At 62.3% G+C, this 16,907-nt stretch carries 11 protein-coding genes, 1 tRNA gene and 1 riboswitch; of the genes, 11 read left to right on the top strand and 1 reads right to left on the bottom strand.

What is annotated here, in order from left to right; genetic code table 11:
* Window positions 1-285 (top strand): oxidative damage protection protein, encoded by a 285-nt coding sequence (locus E0L37_RS10690; protein WP_133491725.1) that lies wholly within the window; start codon window positions 1-3, stop codon window positions 283-285.
* A 51-nt stretch (window positions 286-336) separates the two neighbouring features.
* Window positions 337-412, top strand: a tRNA-Phe gene (locus E0L37_RS10685).
* Window positions 413-491: 79 nt separating this feature from the next.
* Here the strand turns inward: E0L37_RS10685 and E0L37_RS10680 are convergent.
* Complete coding sequence (locus tag E0L37_RS10680) at window positions 492-1,802, bottom strand: peptidoglycan DD-metalloendopeptidase family protein (protein ID WP_133491724.1); 1,311 nt, start codon at window positions 1,800-1,802, stop codon at window positions 492-494.
* 280 nt (window positions 1,803-2,082) lie between these two features.
* Window positions 2,083-2,273, top strand: a riboswitch (FMN riboswitch).
* Between the two features lie 101 nt (window positions 2,274-2,374).
* Here E0L37_RS10680 and E0L37_RS10675 point away from each other — a divergent pair.
* The 9 genes from E0L37_RS10675 (at window position 2,375) to urtD (ending at window position 16,890) form a co-directional block, all read left to right on the top strand.
* On the top strand, window positions 2,375-2,866 hold the full coding sequence (locus E0L37_RS10675; RefSeq protein WP_133491723.1) for a 6,7-dimethyl-8-ribityllumazine synthase: 492 nt from the start codon (window positions 2,375-2,377) through the stop codon (window positions 2,864-2,866).
* A gap of 149 nt (window positions 2,867-3,015) precedes the next feature.
* The gene (locus E0L37_RS10670; protein WP_133491722.1) at window positions 3,016-5,430 is read left to right on the top strand and encodes a glycerophosphodiester phosphodiesterase family protein; all 2,415 of its coding nucleotides are present in this window, start codon (window positions 3,016-3,018) and stop codon (window positions 5,428-5,430) included.
* 211 nt (window positions 5,431-5,641) lie between these two features.
* A complete protein-coding gene (gene atzF / locus E0L37_RS10665; protein ID WP_133491721.1) occupies window positions 5,642-7,423 on the top strand; it encodes an allophanate hydrolase in 1,782 nt (593 codons plus the stop codon).
* A 14-nt stretch (window positions 7,424-7,437) separates the two neighbouring features.
* Window positions 7,438-11,106 carry an urea carboxylase gene (gene uca / locus E0L37_RS10660; protein ID WP_133491720.1) on the top strand — a complete coding sequence of 1,223 codons (3,669 nt, stop codon included), beginning with the start codon at window positions 7,438-7,440 and terminating at the stop codon, window positions 11,104-11,106.
* Entirely contained in the window at window positions 11,103-11,831 is a 729-nt protein-coding gene (locus E0L37_RS10655; protein ID WP_133491719.1) for a GntR family transcriptional regulator, read from the top strand. Before uca ends, E0L37_RS10655 begins: the two co-directional genes overlap by 4 nt.
* A 60-nt stretch (window positions 11,832-11,891) precedes the next feature.
* Window positions 11,892-13,190 carry an urea ABC transporter substrate-binding protein gene (gene urtA / locus E0L37_RS10650; RefSeq protein ID WP_133491718.1) on the top strand — a complete coding sequence of 433 codons (1,299 nt, stop codon included), beginning with the start codon at window positions 11,892-11,894 and terminating at the stop codon, window positions 13,188-13,190.
* A 94-nt stretch (window positions 13,191-13,284) separates the two neighbouring features.
* A complete protein-coding gene (gene urtB / locus E0L37_RS10645; RefSeq protein ID WP_240687457.1) occupies window positions 13,285-14,901 on the top strand; it encodes an urea ABC transporter permease subunit UrtB in 1,617 nt (538 codons plus the stop codon).
* Window positions 14,901-16,073 carry an urea ABC transporter permease subunit UrtC gene (gene urtC / locus E0L37_RS10640; RefSeq protein WP_133491717.1) on the top strand — a complete coding sequence of 391 codons (1,173 nt, stop codon included), beginning with the start codon at window positions 14,901-14,903 and terminating at the stop codon, window positions 16,071-16,073. The genes urtB and urtC overlap by 1 nt, the downstream gene beginning before the upstream one ends.
* On the top strand, window positions 16,060-16,890 hold the full coding sequence (gene urtD, locus E0L37_RS10635) for an urea ABC transporter ATP-binding protein UrtD (RefSeq protein WP_133491716.1): 831 nt from the start codon (window positions 16,060-16,062) through the stop codon (window positions 16,888-16,890). Before urtC ends, urtD begins: the two co-directional genes overlap by 14 nt.
* The last annotated feature ends 17 nt before the right edge of the window (window positions 16,891-16,907 follow it).

The raw sequence follows: 16,907 nt of genomic DNA, 5'->3' as shown, positions 1-16,907 counted from the left end.
ATGACCCGCACCGTATTCTGTCGTAAATATCAGGAACGTCTGGAAGGCCTGGACCGGCCTCCCTTTCCTGGCGCCAAGGGCCAGGACATTTACGACCATGTGTCACGCAAGGCCTGGCAGGAATGGCTGCAACATCAGACCTTGCTGATCAACGAGAAACATCTCAACGTGATGGACCCCAAGGCGCGCGCCTTCCTCGACGAACAACGTGATCGTTTTTTCAACAACGAAAACGTGGAACAAGCGGAAGGCTACACCCCGCCTTCGGAAGAAAATGACCAATAAATAACCGCACTTGACGACGCCCAACGGAGTCGCTTTAATACGCGCCCTGACGCCCGGATAGCTCAGTCGGTAGAGCAGGGGATTGAAAATCCCCGTGTCGGTGGTTCGATTCCGCCTCCGGGCACCATACAAAAAAGCCTCGCTCGCAAGAGCGGGGCTTTTTTTGGTTCATCGCGGTTTAGCGGGAAGTTTCGCTCCAGGAGAAATCAGCCGGCGTTATCGCGGCCGTTGTCGTTGCGAGCCACGGCGGTGCCGTTTTCCTGCTCGGTAAGATCAAAATAGGCGGCGTACTGGTGCTGGAAGCGGCGCAATTCGTCCGCTTGCAGCCGTTCGCGGGACGGCAGCGAGGCGGTCATCGGGTTCAGCGGTCGGCCATTGAGGCGCAGTTCGTAGTGTAGATGGGAACCGGTGCTGCGGCCGGTATTGCCACTCAGCGCGATGACATCACCCTGCGTCACCTCCTGCCCGGGCCGCACTTGCGCCTTTTGCAGATGCAAGTAGCGGGTCTGGTAACCCTGGCCGTGGTCGATCACCACGAAACGCCCCGCCAACGGATGGTAGGAGACCGTGCGCACCACGCCCTTGGCCGGCGCCAACACCCGGGTCCCCACCGGCATGGCGAAATCCGTACCCAGGTGAGGGGTCACCCGTCCGGTGATGGGGTGATGACGATGCAGATTGAACGGCGAACTGATGCGGTATTCGCTGTTGAAGGGAGTACGACGAAAGCCCGGCAGCAGGCTCTTGCCTTCCGGCGTATAAAAGCGGTCATCATCGAAGCGGGCGGCCCGCACCGAGATCAGTTCCCCCTCGTAATCAAAACCCGCCAACCGGGCCGAATAGGCCCCTTCGGCATCGTCGATATACTCCAGATCCACTAACAGAGAGAAGCGGTCGCCCTTGCGGGCCTTGCTTGCCAAAGGCAGTAATTCCCCCATCTCCGCGGCAATGGCCTGGGCACGACCGCCCAGGGAAGGCACCTCCGCCAGCGCGGCGGACAGGGAGGAACGAATCTCACCACGCACCGCCACTTGATGCAGATTCCGCTCATAGGTCAGCGCGCTCCGGTGCATCTGGCCATTGTGCAGATTCCATTCCCAACCCCTGGACGGATCCGTCCACAACCTCAGCGCCAGCAAGCGGCCCTCGCCATCGGCGCGCCACTCCAGGTGCTGGCCAGGACTGACCTGCCGCAGAATGTCCGCGCTTTTGGGGTCATTGAGCAAGGTGTACAGGGCGGCTTCCGGCAGCTGCCACTGATTGGTCCAGAGGTTGGCCAGGGAGTCCCCCTGGGCGATGGTGTAGTGCTCCCAGACCGTGGGGGCGGGGTCCACATCGACGGCGTACAGGTCGGAGTCCTCGATCAGGCCCAACAGAGCCCGGTCGGTCATCAAGGCAGCGTCACCGGAGGGCGCCCACCACCAGGAGGCAAGCGCGATGGCGGCCGCCAGAGCGGGCACCAAAGCGCGCAGCAGGGGCGGTCTTGAGGTCCGTGTTGTGGCGGTGGATTCCGTCATGACAACCGTGATCCGGGACCGACCTTGCCGGTCGGTCTGCTTCTATATTCATGAACAAGGGTTCAGGACCAAGCGGCCGTGACCCGGCCAGGGCGCGAACAAGGGCGCCACCATACCCGATCCCGACGTCAGGCCCAAGCGCCGGAAACACCGGGTTGGAGGCCGCTCGGCCAGCAGGCATCCCGGTTATCGACAACCGCATGACGATTTGGTTGCAAATCCGCTTTTGACTCAGGGCAACAGACTTTCTATATTGCTTGGCCCGGCGGCCCAGCCGCCGGATCGTTCTCGGGGCGGGGTGAAAGTCCCCACCGGCGGTGAGGGAGCCTCTCCCAAGCCCGCGAGCGCCCGCGGCCACAGGCCATCGCCATACTCAGCGTTGGTGATCCGGCCTTCCTCACGGCCACGGGGTCAGCAGATCTGGTGTGATTCCAGAGCCGACGGTGATAGTCCGGATAAGAGAGAACGCGATGGCTCCCTGCCTCCGTGGCGGCACGCCCGTGCGTCGCCTCCACGCCGGCACCGGCCCACGTTCGCCCTGATTCATCTCAACGCCACTCAGGAAACACGGCATGAATCAGACCCAGAGTTCCACCCAGCCTTACCATCCCGAACAACAGCGCCTGGCCTTTATCCATGCCAGCTGGCATCAGGACATCGTGCTTCAGTGCCTGACCGGGTTCCGCGAAGAACTCGCCCGCCTCGGCTACGGCGCCGATCAGATCGACGTGATCGCGGTCCCCGGCGCCTACGAAATCCCCCTGCAAGCCAAACTGCTGGCCAAATCCGGCCGTTACGCGGCGATCGCCTGCAGCGGCCTGGTGGTGGATGGCGGCATCTATCGCCACGACTTCGTCGCCACGGCGGTCATCAACGGCCTGATGCAAGTGCAGTTGGAAGCCGAAGTGCCGGTTCTCACCGCCGTGCTCACCCCCCACCATTTCCATGAACATACCGAGCACCATGATTATTTTTTCCGGCACTTCGTCACCAAGGGACGGGAGCTGGCGAACGCCGCCGACGGCGCCATGCGACGCACCTCCGACGCAAAATCCTTCCTGTAAAACCAGTGTCATGGCCGGCTTCGCGGTGACGCCGCGGGCCGGCTGATAACGGCACGCCATCGTCATAATCCGTTTCACCAAACTGCAAGCCGGTTGTCATTTGACGAACCTAGACTCGCTGGGCTTCTTCTCATCAAGGGAACCCAACCATGTCACAACGGATTTGGCGTCTGACGCTACTGTGTCTTTCTTTATTTATCGCGGCTTGTAACTCCTCCAGCAACCACGACGATCCGGCCCCGGATCCTGAAACCCCACCCACCGAACCCGGTAACCCTGGCGAGCCGGGAGAACCCGGAGAACCGGAAGAGCCTGGAGAACCGGGCGAGCCTGAACCGGAACCCCGGGTACTGCTGGACGAGACCTTCGAAGGGGACACTCTCCCGGAGGGGTGGGCGCAATATAATGGCGTCGAGAACGCCGTCTATGTACAGGATGGCAGTTTGTTCGTCGACGGCCGGGGCGACAATTACACCGCCACCGCCGTCACCCTGCCCGCGGAACTGGGGGTCACCGGCGACTACCGCATCGATGCGGAGTTCACCATCGCCAGCGCCAATACCGCTTCGCGCTGGGTCGGGTTCATTTACCGTGCCGGGCAATCCCTGGAACCCTACTACCAGATGGCGATTCGCCAGGACGCCACCGCCAGCAACGGTACCGAGCTGGCATTTCGCTCGGGTGGCTGGACCATCCTTGAAAAGGGGCCTTATTCCGAGGCCATCGACGCCGAAAAAAGCTACAACGCCACCATCATCGTTCAGGGTGGGCGGGTACAGCAGTTCATCAACGGCGAACTATTGGAAAACGGCGAGCTGGACAGCCAGTACAGCCAGGGCGGTCTTGCCCTGCAAGCCGCGGGCACCCTGTTCCGGGTGGACCGGATCACCGTCACCGAGCAGCTCGAGGCCCTGCCGAACCTGCCCACCGTCTTCACCGTCAACGAGCCGGAAACCGGCGTCGCCATGGCGCCAACACTGGTGCGAACCGCCGACGCGGACACCGACCTGTCCGGACTACAGGCCAGCAATGTACTGTTCACCCTGGATAAAAACCTGAACCTGCTTGATGACAGCGATCAGGTCATCACCACACTGGCGGATTATCTGGGCCAGGACACGGTCACGGCCATTCCCACCCTGCGCATTCGCGAGGCGGACACAATCAACGCTCTGAGCACGCTGGTCAGTGAGCGCAACCTGATGGATCTGACAGTGTTGTCCGACGACGCCGAACTGCTGGCCGCCGCCCGCGAAGCCATGCCAATGGTGCGAGCCGCGCTGGATCTCAGTGGCGCCTCCCTCGGCAATACACGTCAGGACCTGCTTGGCGTGGTTCACGCCACCAACCGTGCCGGCGCCAAGATCGCGTTGCTGCCGAGCAACCTGATCACCGCTGACAACGTGGCGTACCTGCAACGGATGCTGATCACGGTCTGGGCCGGTTCCACCAATACCTCCGCCACCCGGGCGGCGGAACTGCTCACCACCGGAGTCAACGGTATCGTCAGCGCCGATACCGCGCTCTACGTTGACCTGCTGGGTCGCTTCCCGGAACACACGCTGCTACGCAAACCGCTGGTGGTTGGCCACCGGGGCGTTCCTTCCCTGTACCCGGAAAACACTCTCGAAGGCGCGCAACACGCCTGGGAACTGGGGGCCGACGCGATCGAGAACGACATCTATCTGACCGCCGACAATCATGTGGTGATCATGCACGATGGCACCGTGGACCGGACCACCGACGGCACCGGAAACGTCGAGGATATGACGCTGGAACAGCTCAAGGCACTCAATATCGAGCACGATTCCCTGACCGGCTTGAAAGTCCCGACCCTGAACGAGTTCTTCGAAGCGTTCAAGGGCAAGCCCGTGATGCACTTCGTCGAGATCAAAAGCGGCAAACCGGAAATCGTCGACCATCTGAAGACCGCCATCGATGAATATGGGGTGGCCGACCAGGTCGTGGTGATCTCCTTCTCCGACAGCCAACTGCTACGAATGCGTGAGATCATGCCGGAAGTCACCGTCGGCTATCTCAACAGTCTCGGCGCCGACAGCGATCTGCGTAAATCGCTGCGCCGGATACTGTCCGCCACGCAGACCCTGTCTTCCACCTTCAACCCTTCCTACGGTGGTCTGAACAATACATTGATGGAAGCCGCCAAACATCGCGGCACCACCTTCTGGCCCTGGACATTCCGTGATCAGACCATCGCCGAAACGTTCTACGCCGCCGGCACTCACGGCCTGACCACCGACTACGCGCAATGGTTCAGCGCCTATCCGGTGAACGTCGCCAGCGACAATACGCGGATCATCGTCAACGCCGGAGAAACCGCCAGCGCGCCGATAACCCTGACGCTGCAGGATGGCCGTCAGCAAGCGGCCCAGAGCGACCAGATACTGGTGGTCGACAGCACCATCGACTACACCAGCGCCAACGGCCAGGTGGTTTTCAACGGTACCGGCCATGCCACGGTACTGGTGGGCCATGTCGAAAGCCTGGGCGATGGCCGCGAATACCGTATCTACTCCTCACCGGTTTCAGTCAGCGTTCATTAACGGCGTATCTGAATATCCCCAGGCAATCCGGCGCCCCGTTCTTGGGCTTATGCCCTGGAACGGGGCACACACAGCCAGCCCTGATCCGCTGTCTGTCTTGGAAGGTCGCTTCGAAACCGCTGAATAGCGGGTCTCATGACATCTTGTTCCAGGTTGGCACCGCCTTTGCACTGACTCGCATACCTATTGGTATACAACGAGGTATGCGAACGTGCTTGGCTGGACTCTGCAACAATGGCGTGACGCCTATCAGACCGGGGACTACACGCCGGTCTCAGCAATAAAAACGCTGTACACGACACTGCGTGACAGCGAACGGAGTCTGTGGATCCATCTGCTGGACGAGTCCGATCTGGTGGCCCGGGCCGAGCAATTGACCGATCCTTCCCTGCCGCTGTTTGGCGTTCCTTTCGCGGTAAAAGACAACATAGACGTGGCCGGCCTGCCGACCACCGCCGCCTGTCCCGCTTTCACTTATACCGCTGACCATACCGCCCCGGTGGTACAGGCACTGTTGGCTGCCGGCGCCATTCTGGTCGGTAAAACCAATCTGGATCAGTTGGCCACCGGGCTGGTCGGCGTGCGCTCGCCCTACGGCGCGGTGCCCAATCCCTTCAATCCGGATTACATCACCGGCGGCTCCAGTTCCGGCTCCGCCGCGGTGGTTTCCCTGGGACTGGTGCCGTTCGCGCTGGGCACCGACACCGCCGGTTCCGGCCGCATACCCGCCGGTTTTACCAACACCGTTGGCCTGAAACCCACCAAGGGCAGCATGAGCACCCACGGCGTGGTACCGGCTTGCCGCACTCTGGATTGCGTGAGTGTATTCGCCCTGTCAGTGGCGGACGCGGAAACCGTTTACGACCTGTATCGCGGCTACGATGCCGGGGACAGCTACAGCCGCCCTGATCCGGCTTCGCGCCCCAAGGCCCTGCCGGCGCGGCCGAAGCTCGGCATTCCCGATCAGCTGCCCTGGTTCGGCGACAGCCAGGCGGAGCAAGCCTGGAAACAGCAGCTCGACGCCATGGCCGAAATCGCCGAGTTAGTGCCGCTGGATCCGCAGGTGCTGCACGACACCGCCGCCCTCCTCTATCAAGGCCCCTGGGTAGCCGAGCGTTACTCCGTGGCGGAACCCTTGATGCAAGAACAGGACACGCTGCTGCCGGTGATCCGCGATGTCATCGGCGTGGCCGAGGGCATGAGCGCGGTCGATGCGTTCCGCGCCCAGTACAAACTGGCGGATCTGAAACGCCAGGCCGACGCGCTGCTGTCCCAGGTGGATGCACTGCTGGTGCCGACCTCACCGGGCATCTATCGCATCGACGCGGTCAATGCCGACCCGATCCGTCTCAACAGCCAGCTCGGCGTTTGGACCAACTTCGTCAATCTGCTCGACCAGTGCGCCCTGGCCCTGCCCGGCGGTTTCCGCGAGGACGGTCTGCCTTGCGGTATCACCCTGATCGGCCCGGCCTGGCACGACGCCGCCCTGGCCGAATTCGGGCGGCGCTGGCAACAGCATCAGCCCTGGCGGGCCGGAGCCGTGGGCAGAGATCTGCCGAACCTCACACCGGCGCCAGCCAGCGAAGACAACGCCGCTCACATCACCGTGGCGGTGGTGGGCGCCCACCTCAGTGGCATGCCGCTGAATGGCCAACTTACCGAGCGCGGCGGCGTCTTGCTGGAAGCCACCGAAACCGCGCCCTGGTACCGCCTTTATGCCCTGGCCAATACCACACCGCCAAAACCCGGCCTGATCAAGAGCGATGACGGCGCCGCCATTCAGATTGAACTGTGGCAATTGCCGGTCAGCGAGTTCGGCAGCTTTGTCGGGCTGATCCCGCCACCGCTGGGGATCGGCTCACTGGAAACCGCCGATGGCCGTCTGGTGAAAGGGTTCATTTGCGAAGGCTGGGCCATCGACGACGCCACCGACATCACCGCATTGGGGAGCTGGCGGGCCTACATCGCCCAACAGCAAAACACAGCAAACTGAAAGAGAGCGGAACCATGTTCACGGAAACAGGGCAGCAGGCAACCGGTTTACAAAAAGTGCTCATCGCCAATCGGGGGGAAATCGCGGTCCGCATCTGCCGCACCCTGAAACAAATGGGCATCGCCTCCGTGGCGGTATACTCCGACGCCGACCGCAACAGTCAGCACGTCAGCGCCGCCGATGAAGCGGTGGCCCTGGGCGGCCAGACCGCCGCCGAAAGCTATCTGCGTACCGACGCCATTCTGAAGGCAGCGCGGGAAACCGGCGCCGACGGCATCATTCCCGGTTACGGCTTTCTTTCCGAGAACGCCGACTTCGCCGAAGCCTGTGACGCCGAGGGCATCGCCTTCATCGGGCCGACGCCAACGCAGTTGCGCCAATTCGGGCTCAAACACGAGGCCCGCGCCCTGGCCGAAGCCGCCGGCGTGCCACTGGCACCGGGTACCGGACTGCTGCAGGATCTGGATGAAGCCCGGCAAGCCGCCTTGGAAATCGGCTATCCGGTGATGCTGAAAAGCACCGCCGGCGGCGGCGGCATCGGCCTGACCCGCTGCAATAGCGAAGAGGAGCTGGTGGCGGCGTTTGAATCCGTGCGCCGGCTTGGCGAAAGTTTTTTCTCCGACAGCGGCGTGTTCCTGGAGCGGTTCGTGGCCCGGGCCCGCCATATCGAAGTACAGATTTTCGGTGACGGCGACGGCACCGTGCTGGCGTTGGGGGAGCGGGAGTGTTCGCTGCAACGCCGCAACCAGAAGGTGGTCGAGGAAACCCCGGCTCCGAATCTGCCCGAGGCCACCCGAGAACAGTTGCGCGAAAGCGCGCGCCGCCTTGGCGAGTCGGTCAACTACCGCTCCGCCGGCACCGTCGAGTACGTGTACGACGACGAGCGCGACGAGTTCTATTTCCTCGAGGTCAACACTCGCCTGCAGGTGGAGCACGGCGTCACCGAAGAAATCTTCGACGTCGATCTGGTGGCCTGGATGGTGATGCTGGCCGGCAGGGAACGGCCACCGCTGGACCGGACCTATCAGGTCAATGGTCACGCCATGGAGGTTCGTATTTATGCGGAAGACCCGCTGAAGGCATTCCAGCCCAGCCCCGGCGAGCTTACCGAAGTGGCTTTCCCGGCGGCGGCGCGCCTGGACGGCTGGGTCGACACCGGCACCGTGGTCAGCCCGCACTACGATCCTCTGCTGGCGAAACTGATCGTCCATGCCGACGATCGCGAAGCCGCTCTACGGAAAATGCAGAACGCCCTGGCGGAAACCCGCCTCAGCGGCATTGCCACCAACCTGGATTACCTGCGGCAGATTCTGATCGACCCGAACGTGGCGGCAGGCCGCGTCTCCACTCGTTATCTGGAGACCTTCGAATATCGTCCCCGAGTATTCGAGGTACAGGAACCGGGGACCTATACCACGGTGCAGGACTATCCTGGCCGTGCCGGCTACTGGGATATCGGCGTGCCGCCCTCCGGCCCGATGGATGATTACGCGTTCCGTCTGGCCAACCGCATCGTCGGCAACCACGACAGCGCCGCCGGCCTGGAAGCCACACTGATCGGCCCGACTCTGTACTTCCATAGCGAAACGATTGTCGCCCTCACCGGCGCCACCTGTGACGCCACCCTGGACGGGGAAGCCGTCGCGCTGTGGCAACCGATACGGGTCCGTGCCGGCCAGACCCTGGTCACCGGCAAGGTGACCAGCGGCTGCCGCACCTACATCGCCATACGTAATGGTATCGACGTGCCCGATTACCTGGGCAGCAAATCCACTTTCGTGCTTGGACAGTTCGGCGGCCATGGCGGCCGTACTTTGCGCAAGGGTGATGTGCTGTCCCTGTGCCAGCCTCAGTTGCCCGGCTGCCCGACCCCGGCGCCGGTGCATGAACCATCGCCGGCGGACGCCGCGCTGATCCCTGACTATCCGCAACATTGGGAAATCAAAGTGCTATACGGCCCCCACGGGGCGCCGGATTATTTTACCCAGGACGCCATCGATACCTTCTTCGGCGCCGACTATCAGGTCCACTACAACTCCAACCGCCTGGGTATTCGCCTGACCGGCCCGAAACCCACCTGGGCGCGCACCGACGGCGGCGAGGCCGGGCTGCATCCGTCCAACCTGCACGATAACGAGTACGCCATCGGTTCGATCAACTTCACCGGCGACTTCCCGGTGATCCTGACCAAGGACGGCCCGAGCCTCGGCGGCTTCGTCTGCCCGGTGACCATCGCCAAGGCCGAACTGTGGAAGGTGGGCCAGCTCAAACCCGGCGACTCGATCCGTTTCGTCGCCATCGACTTTGATCAGGCGCTGGCGCTGGAACAGGCCCAGGACCAAAGCATCGAGAGTCTGGAACCGGTAACGCCGGCTCCGACTACCGCCACCGTCATACCGGAGGGCATCACCTCTCCCACCATGCTGGCGGAACGGGAGGCGAACGGCGATGTACCGCGTATCACTTACCGCCAGGCCGGCGACAAATACATTCTGATCGAATACGGCGAAAACGTGCTCGATCTGGCCTTGCGCTTCCGTGTCCATGCGTTGATGGAATCACTGAAGTCGACGCCGGTGGACGGCATTCTTGAGTTATCTCCCGGCGTGCGCAGCCTGCAGGTGCACTACGATTCCCGTGTGCTGCATCAACAGGATCTGGTGGCCGCCCTGCTGGAACGGGAAGCCGCGATAGGCTCCGTGGATGATCTGGTGGTGCCGACCCGGGTACTGCACCTGCCACTGGCGTTCGAGGACAGCGCGACCCTCGACGCGGTACAACGCTACCAGGAAACCATTCGCCCGGACGCGCCCTGGCTGCCCAACAACGTGGAGTTCATTCGCCGTATCAACGGCCTGGCATCCATCGACGCGGTGAAGCGCATTGTCTATGACGCCAGCTACATGGTGCTCGGTCTTGGCGATGTCTATCTAGGCGCCCCCTGCGCGGTGCCGGTGGACCCGCGCCATCGCCTGATGACCTCCAAGTACAACCCGGCCCGCACCTATACCGCCGAAGGCACCGTCGGTATCGGCGGCGTCTATATGTGCATTTACGGCATGGACTCCCCCGGCGGTTATCAGCTGGTGGGCCGCACGCTGCCGATTTGGAACAAGCATCTGAAGAACCCTCAGTTCAAACCCGGCGAGCCCTGGCTGCTCAGATTCTTCGATCAGGTGCGTTACTACCCGGTGAGCGAAGCGGAGCTGGGAGAGATGCGCGACGCCTTCCGTGAAGGCCGCCTGCAGGTGGAAATCACCGAGGAACCGTTCAGCCTGGCGGAGTACCGCGCCTTCCTGGAAAGCATCGAACCGGAGATGGAAGCGTTCCGCGAGCGCCAGCAAAGCGCCTACCAGGCCGAAGTGCAGCGCTGGCAGGACGAGGACGCGGCGGTGGAATCCGCGTTATTGGGCAATAAGGTGGAAATCGGCGATCTCGACGGCCACGTGGTCAGCGCCGAGATCAGCGGCAACGTCTGGAAACTGCTGGTGGAAGAAGGCGCCCAGGTGGAAGCCGGACAAACCCTGCTGGTGGTGGAGGCAATGAAGATGGAATTCGCTATCACCACCAGCACCGCCGGCACCGTCACCGGTCTTCACTGCAAGCCCGGCACCCTGATCAACGCCGGCGATCCGGTGGCCGTTATTGATCCCAAGGGAAGCGATACGGAGAGTGCGGCATGATCACCACCCCGCGCCGTGGCAAGCAGTTGGCCGACAAGGTCTATCAGGACATCAAGGAGGACATCTTTGAATTCCGTCTGTTGCCCGGCGACCGCTTCAGCGAAAACGAGATGGCGCAGCGTACCGGCGCCTCGCGCACCCCGGTACGGGAGGCTCTGTTCCGGCTGGAGCGGGAAGGCTATGTGGAAGTCTCCCCGCGTAACGGCTGGCAGGTGAAGCCCTTCGACTTTCATTATTTTGAAGAGCTTTACGACGTTCGCACCGTGCTCGAATGCGCGGCGGTGCGGCGGCTCTGCGAGCTGGAGAATCCGGCCGATACACTGCAAGCGCTGATGGCTCTTTGGGGCGTACCGGAGGACCAGCGGCTGCGGGACATTAGCGGCGTGCTCAGCCTGGATGAGAACTTCCACAGCGAGCTGGTACGCATCGCCGGCAACAGCGAGATGACGCGCATCCATCACCACATCACCGAACGGCTGCGCATCATTCGCCGCCTGGATTTCACCAAGCGCGCGCGCATCGATGCCACCTACGACGAACATCACGCGATTCTCGAAACGATTCTGCACCGGCGGGTGGAGCCGGCGCAGATCATGCTCGAGGCGCACATCGAGGCGAGCCGCAACGAGGTTCGCAAAATCACCCTGCACATGCTTTACGAGGCAAGGCGTCAAGGTAGCGGAGAAACCGACAACGCCCTGCCCGCGCCCAGCTCCGGTTCCTGACCCGGAGCATCCCGCGCGCAACCTGGCACTTAAATCGGCAATGATACAGAGGGGAAAAACATGATCATGAAAAAACGTTGGCAACGGCTGGCTCAGGCCGGGATCGCCGCCGGGGCGTTGTCGCTCTCGACCCTGGCCAATGCCGCCGACACCATCAAGGTGGGGGTTCTACATTCCCTGTCCGGCACCATGGCGATCAGTGAATCCACGCTCAAGGACACCGTGCTGATGCTGGTGGAGGAACAGAACAAGAAAGGCGGCCTGCTCGGCAAGAAGCTGGAACCTGTGGTGGTCGACCCCGCGTCCAACTGGCCGCTGTTCGCGGAAAAGGCCCGTGAGTTGATCAGCAAGGAAAAAGTCGATGTTATCTTCGGCTGTTGGACTTCGGTATCGCGCAAATCCGTGCTACCAGTAGTTGAAGAGCTCAACGGCCTGCTGTTCTATCCGGTTCAGTACGAAGGCGAGGAATCCTCCAGGAACGTCTTCTACACCGGTGCCGCGCCGAACCAACAGGCGATTCCGGCGGTGGACTACCTGATCGACGATCTGGGCGCCGAACGCTTCGTGCTGGCTGGCACCGACTATGTTTATCCGCGTACCACCAACAAGATCCTCGAAGCCTATCTGAAAAGCAAAGGCGTGGCGGACGAGGACATCATGATCAACTACACCCCGTTCGGTCACTCCGACTGGCAGTCCATCGTCTCCCGCATCAAGGAATTCGGCAGCCAGGGCAAGAAGACCGCGGTGGTCTCCACCATCAACGGCGATGCCAACGTGCCCTTCTATAAAGAGTTGGGCAACCAGGGCATTGACGCCGCTGACATCCCGGTGGTGGCGTTCTCTGTTGGTGAGCAGGAACTGTCCGGTGTCGATACCGGACCGCTGGTCGGCCATCTGGCTGCCTGGAACTATTTCCAAAGCGTCTACACCGACGAGAACAACAGCTTCATCCAGCAATGGCATGACTACATCGGTGATGACCAAAGGGTGACCAACGACCCCATGGAAGCCACCTACATCGGCTTCAACATGTGGGCCAAGGCAGTGGAGAAAGCCAAATCCACCGACACCGACAAAGTCGCCGACGCCATGATCGGCATCACCACCGCCAACCTTACCGGCGGCACCGCGGTGATGAACAAAAACCACCATCTCTCCAAACCGGTTCTGATCGGTGAAATCCAGGACGACGGCCAGTTCGCCGTGGTCTGGCGGACCGACGGTCTGGTGGCCGGCGACGCCTGGTCGGACTTCCTGCCCGGCTCCAAGGACCTGATCGCCGACTGGACCAAGCCGGTCAACTGCGGCAACTACAACAGCAAGACCAAAACCTGCGGCGGTCAGGCCGCGCAGTAATCGTTTCCGTAATCCCGGAGAAAAGGGAAGCACCATGGGAAACGCCGTCGGGGCCGGCTTCCGGCCTCCGACACTTACGCAATGAGGAGCCACCATGCTCAGGGTTTTCGCGCTCGCACTCGCCCTATTGTGTCTGACGAGTGTGGCTCAGGCCGAAGCACCGGCCACTGAACCGACAACCAATATAGAAGACGTGTTGCAGCAACTGCGCAGCCGCAGCTTCGACGACAAAGCCGCCGGCATTGATGCGCTGGCCCATTCCGGACATCCCCGGGCCGATGCACTGCTCAAAGCACTGCAGGAACGGCGTCTGTTGCAGGACCGCGCCAATGACCGCATCGTGCTCGGCGAACGCGCCGACGGCGGCTGGCAACTCTATGATCCACTCAGCGAGGCGGATCTGGGCACGGTGGAGTCACGCGCCGCCGCGCCAATTACCATCAACAACCGTTTGCGCCGGCAGATCCAGAATCTGCAAGCAGTGGTCGGCCTGAACAACCCGGACGCCACCCTGCGCCGGGCCGCCGCCATCAGCCTGATTGGCACCAAAGACCCCGACCTGTTGAGCGCCCTGCGTGAACGGCGAGCGCAGGAAGAGAATGCCTCGGTGGCAACGGCTATCGATACCACGTTGAACACCGCCGCTCTGTATTCCGAAGACAGCGACCTGAGCGTACGCCTCAACGCTATTGAAGCACTGTCCGGCAGCCTTGAACCGACCGTGCGCAACGCCCTTCGCAGCCGTCTCGACAGCGACGCGCCCAGCGAACGCAAAGCGGTGGAAGCCGCATTGCAGCGTATCGATGCCCGGACCTCCCGTTACCAGACCGCCGACACTCTGTTCTTTGGCCTCAGCCTGGGCTCGGTGCTGCTGCTGGCCGCCATCGGGCTGGCCATCACCTTCGGTGTCATGGGTGTGATCAACATGGCCCACGGCGAGCTGATCATGCTCGGTGCCTACACCACCTTCGTGGTGCAGCAGATTTTTCCCCAGGGACACGAATGGTCCCTGCTCATTGCCATACCGGCGGCGTTCCTGATCTCCGGTTTTGTCGGCGTGCTGATCGAGCGCTTCGTGATCCGCTATCTCTACGGACGCCCGCTGGAAACCCTGCTCGCCACTTTTGGCATCAGCCTGATCCTGCAACAGGCCGTGCGAGTGATTTTTTCGCCGCTGAACCGGTCGGTGGTCACCCCGGAGTGGATGAGCGGCGCCTGGCAAATCAATCCGGTGTTCTCCCTGACCTTCAACCGGCTTTATATCATCGCCTTCGCGCTCGCCGTGTTCCTCGGCCTGCTGCTGGTGCTGAAGAAAACCCGGCTCGGCCTGCAGGTGCGGGCGGTCAGCCAGAACCGGCAAACCGCCCGCGGCCTCGGTATCCGCAGCGATCGCATCAACGCACTGACCTTCGGACTCGGCTCCGGCATCGCCGGTGTCGCCGGCGTGGCACTGGCGCAGCTCACCAACGTCGGTCCCAACCTGGGCCAGGCCTACATCATCGATTCGTTCATGGTGGTGGTATTCGGCGGCGTCGGCAATCTGTGGGGCACGCTCACAGCGGCCTTCAGCCTGGGTATCGCCAACAAACTGCTGGAACCGGTCTCCGGCGCGGTGCTGGCGAAAATCTTCGTGCTCGTGTTCATCATCCTGTTCATTCAACGTAAACCGCGCGGTCTGTTCCCGCAGCGCGGCCGGGCCGCGGAGGAATAATGAGACATTCAGACTTGAGAACCGCCCTGACCGACCGGGCCGCCCGCTGGTTTATCGGCGTCCTGTTCGGCGCCGTGGCCCTGGTGGTGCTGTTGAATCAGCTGATCCCCGCGGACTCCGGGCTGCATGTGAGCAGCTACACGGTCACGCTGCTCGGCAAGTATCTGTGTTACGCGCTGCTGGCCATGGCATTGGATCTGGTCTGGGGGTACTGCGGCATTCTCAGCCTCGGCCATGGTGCGTTCTTTGCCCTGGGCGGTTACGCCATGGGCATGTACCTGATGCGTCAGATCGGCGATCGCGGCGTCTACGGCAACCCGGTGCTGCCGGATTTCATGGTGTTTCTGAACTGGCAGGAACTGCCCTGGTACTGGCTCGGCTCCCATTCGTTTCTGTTCACCATGGTGTTGATCGCGCTGGTGCCCGGGCTGCTGGCGTTCGTGTTCGGCTGGCTGGCGTTCCGCTCCCGCGTCACCGGAGTGTACCTGTCGATCATCACCCAGGCGCTGACCTATGCGCTGATGCTGGCGTTCTTCCGTAACGAACTGGGTTTTGGCGGCAACAACGGCCTGACCGACTTCAAGGACATCCTCGGCTTCTCACTGCGTGAGGACAGCACCCGCGTGGCGCTACTTATCGCAACCGCCATCGCGCTGGCACTGGCCTTTGTGCTGTGCCGCTACATTACCGGCTCCCGCATGGGCCGGGTGGTGATGGCGGTCCGCGACGGCGAGTCCCGTGCCCGCTTCCTCGGTTACCGCACCGAACACTACAAGCTGTGGATCTTCACCCTGAGCGCGGTACTGGCCGGTATCGCCGGCGCCTTGTACGTGCCCCAGGTAGGCATCATCAACCCCGGTGAGTTCTCGCCGCTCAACTCCATTGAACTGGTGGTGTGGGTGGCGGTGGGCGGCCGCGCCACCCTGTATGGCGCGGTGATCGGCGCCATTCTGGTCAATTACGGCAAAACCGTGTTCACCGGCATCATGCCGGAAGCCTGGCTGTTCGCTCTGGGTGGTCTGTTCGTGGCGGTGACTCTGTTCCTGCCGCGCGGGCTGGTGGGCCTGGCGGACAATCTCAGCCAACGGCTGCGCAAAGGGGGTGGGAATAATCGCAGCGACACCAATAACGACAGTAACGACCAGCCGGAGACGCCCCATGAACCTGCGTGACACTTTCCGCCGTGATCGCGTGTTCGACGCGGCCCGCCCCGGCACCCGCACCATCAATCCGGGCGAGCTGGACACCGGCGGAAAATATCTGCTGTACATGGAGAACATCACGGTCAGCTTCGACGGCTTCAAAGCCTTGAACGATCTGACCCTGTACATCGAACCCGGCGAGCTGCGCTGCATCATCGGGCCCAACGGCGCCGGCAAATCCACCATGATGGACGTGATCACCGGCAAGACCCGGCCGGATGAAGGCACCTGCTTTTTTGGCCAGACCCTTGATCTGACCCGCATGAGCGAAACCGAAATCGCCGGCGCCGGCATCGGCCGCAAGTTCCAGAAGCCCACCGTGTTTCCGGAACACACCGCGGCGGAGAATCTGGAACTGGCCATGGCCGGCCCCAAACCCACCTGGCATACCCTGGTGCATCCGCTCAACGGCGAGCAGCGCGACCGCATCGCCGCCACCCTGGACACCGTCGGCCTGCTGGACCGGCACGACCATGTGGCCGGCGCGCTGTCCCACGGGCAGAAGCAATGGCTGGAAATCGCCATGGTGCTGATGCAGCAACCGAAATTGCTGCTGGTGGACGAACCCATCGCCGGCATGACCCGACAGGAAGTGGAGCGCACCGCCGAACTGCTTCAACAACTGGCCGGCGAGCACTCCGTGGTGGTGGTGGAACACGATATGGAGTTCATCCGCAGCATCGCCAGCACCGTCACCGTACTGCACCAGGGCAGCGTCCTCGCCGAAGGCAAGATGCAGGACGTACAGAACGACCCGAAAGTGATCGAAGTGTATTTGGGCGAGTAACGCTCCGCCCCATACCA

Origin of the sequence: Alcanivorax sp. 24, assembly GCF_004360225.1 — a bacterium.
Classification (GTDB): domain Bacteria; phylum Pseudomonadota; class Gammaproteobacteria; order Pseudomonadales; family Alcanivoracaceae; genus Alloalcanivorax; species Alloalcanivorax xiamenensis.
Note: the sequence above shows the minus strand (reverse complement) of the source record. Positions and strands in the feature narration are given on the sequence as shown.

Bases quoted from the DNA above. Each gene is read 5' to 3' on its own strand.
- urtA (WP_133491718.1), top strand. From the start codon at position 11,892: ATGATCATGAAAAAACGTTGGCAACGGCTGGCTCAGGCCGGGATCGCC.
- urtB (WP_240687457.1), top strand. From the start codon at position 13,285: ATGCTCAGGGTTTTCGCGCTCGCACTCGCCCTATTGTGTCTGACGAGT.
- E0L37_RS10690 (WP_133491725.1), top strand. From the start codon at position 1: ATGACCCGCACCGTATTCTGTCGTAAATATCAGGAACGTCTGGAAGGC.
- urtD (WP_133491716.1), top strand. From the start codon at position 16,060: ATGAACCTGCGTGACACTTTCCGCCGTGATCGCGTGTTCGACGCGGCC.
- urtC (WP_133491717.1), top strand. From the start codon at position 14,901: ATGAGACATTCAGACTTGAGAACCGCCCTGACCGACCGGGCCGCCCGC.
- uca (WP_133491720.1), top strand. From the start codon at position 7,438: ATGTTCACGGAAACAGGGCAGCAGGCAACCGGTTTACAAAAAGTGCTC.
- E0L37_RS10675 (WP_133491723.1), top strand. From the start codon at position 2,375: ATGAATCAGACCCAGAGTTCCACCCAGCCTTACCATCCCGAACAACAG.
- E0L37_RS10680 (WP_133491724.1), bottom strand. From the start codon at position 1,802: ATGACGGAATCCACCGCCACAACACGGACCTCAAGACCGCCCCTGCTG.
- E0L37_RS10655 (WP_133491719.1), top strand. From the start codon at position 11,103: ATGATCACCACCCCGCGCCGTGGCAAGCAGTTGGCCGACAAGGTCTAT.
- E0L37_RS10670 (WP_133491722.1), top strand. From the start codon at position 3,016: ATGTCACAACGGATTTGGCGTCTGACGCTACTGTGTCTTTCTTTATTT.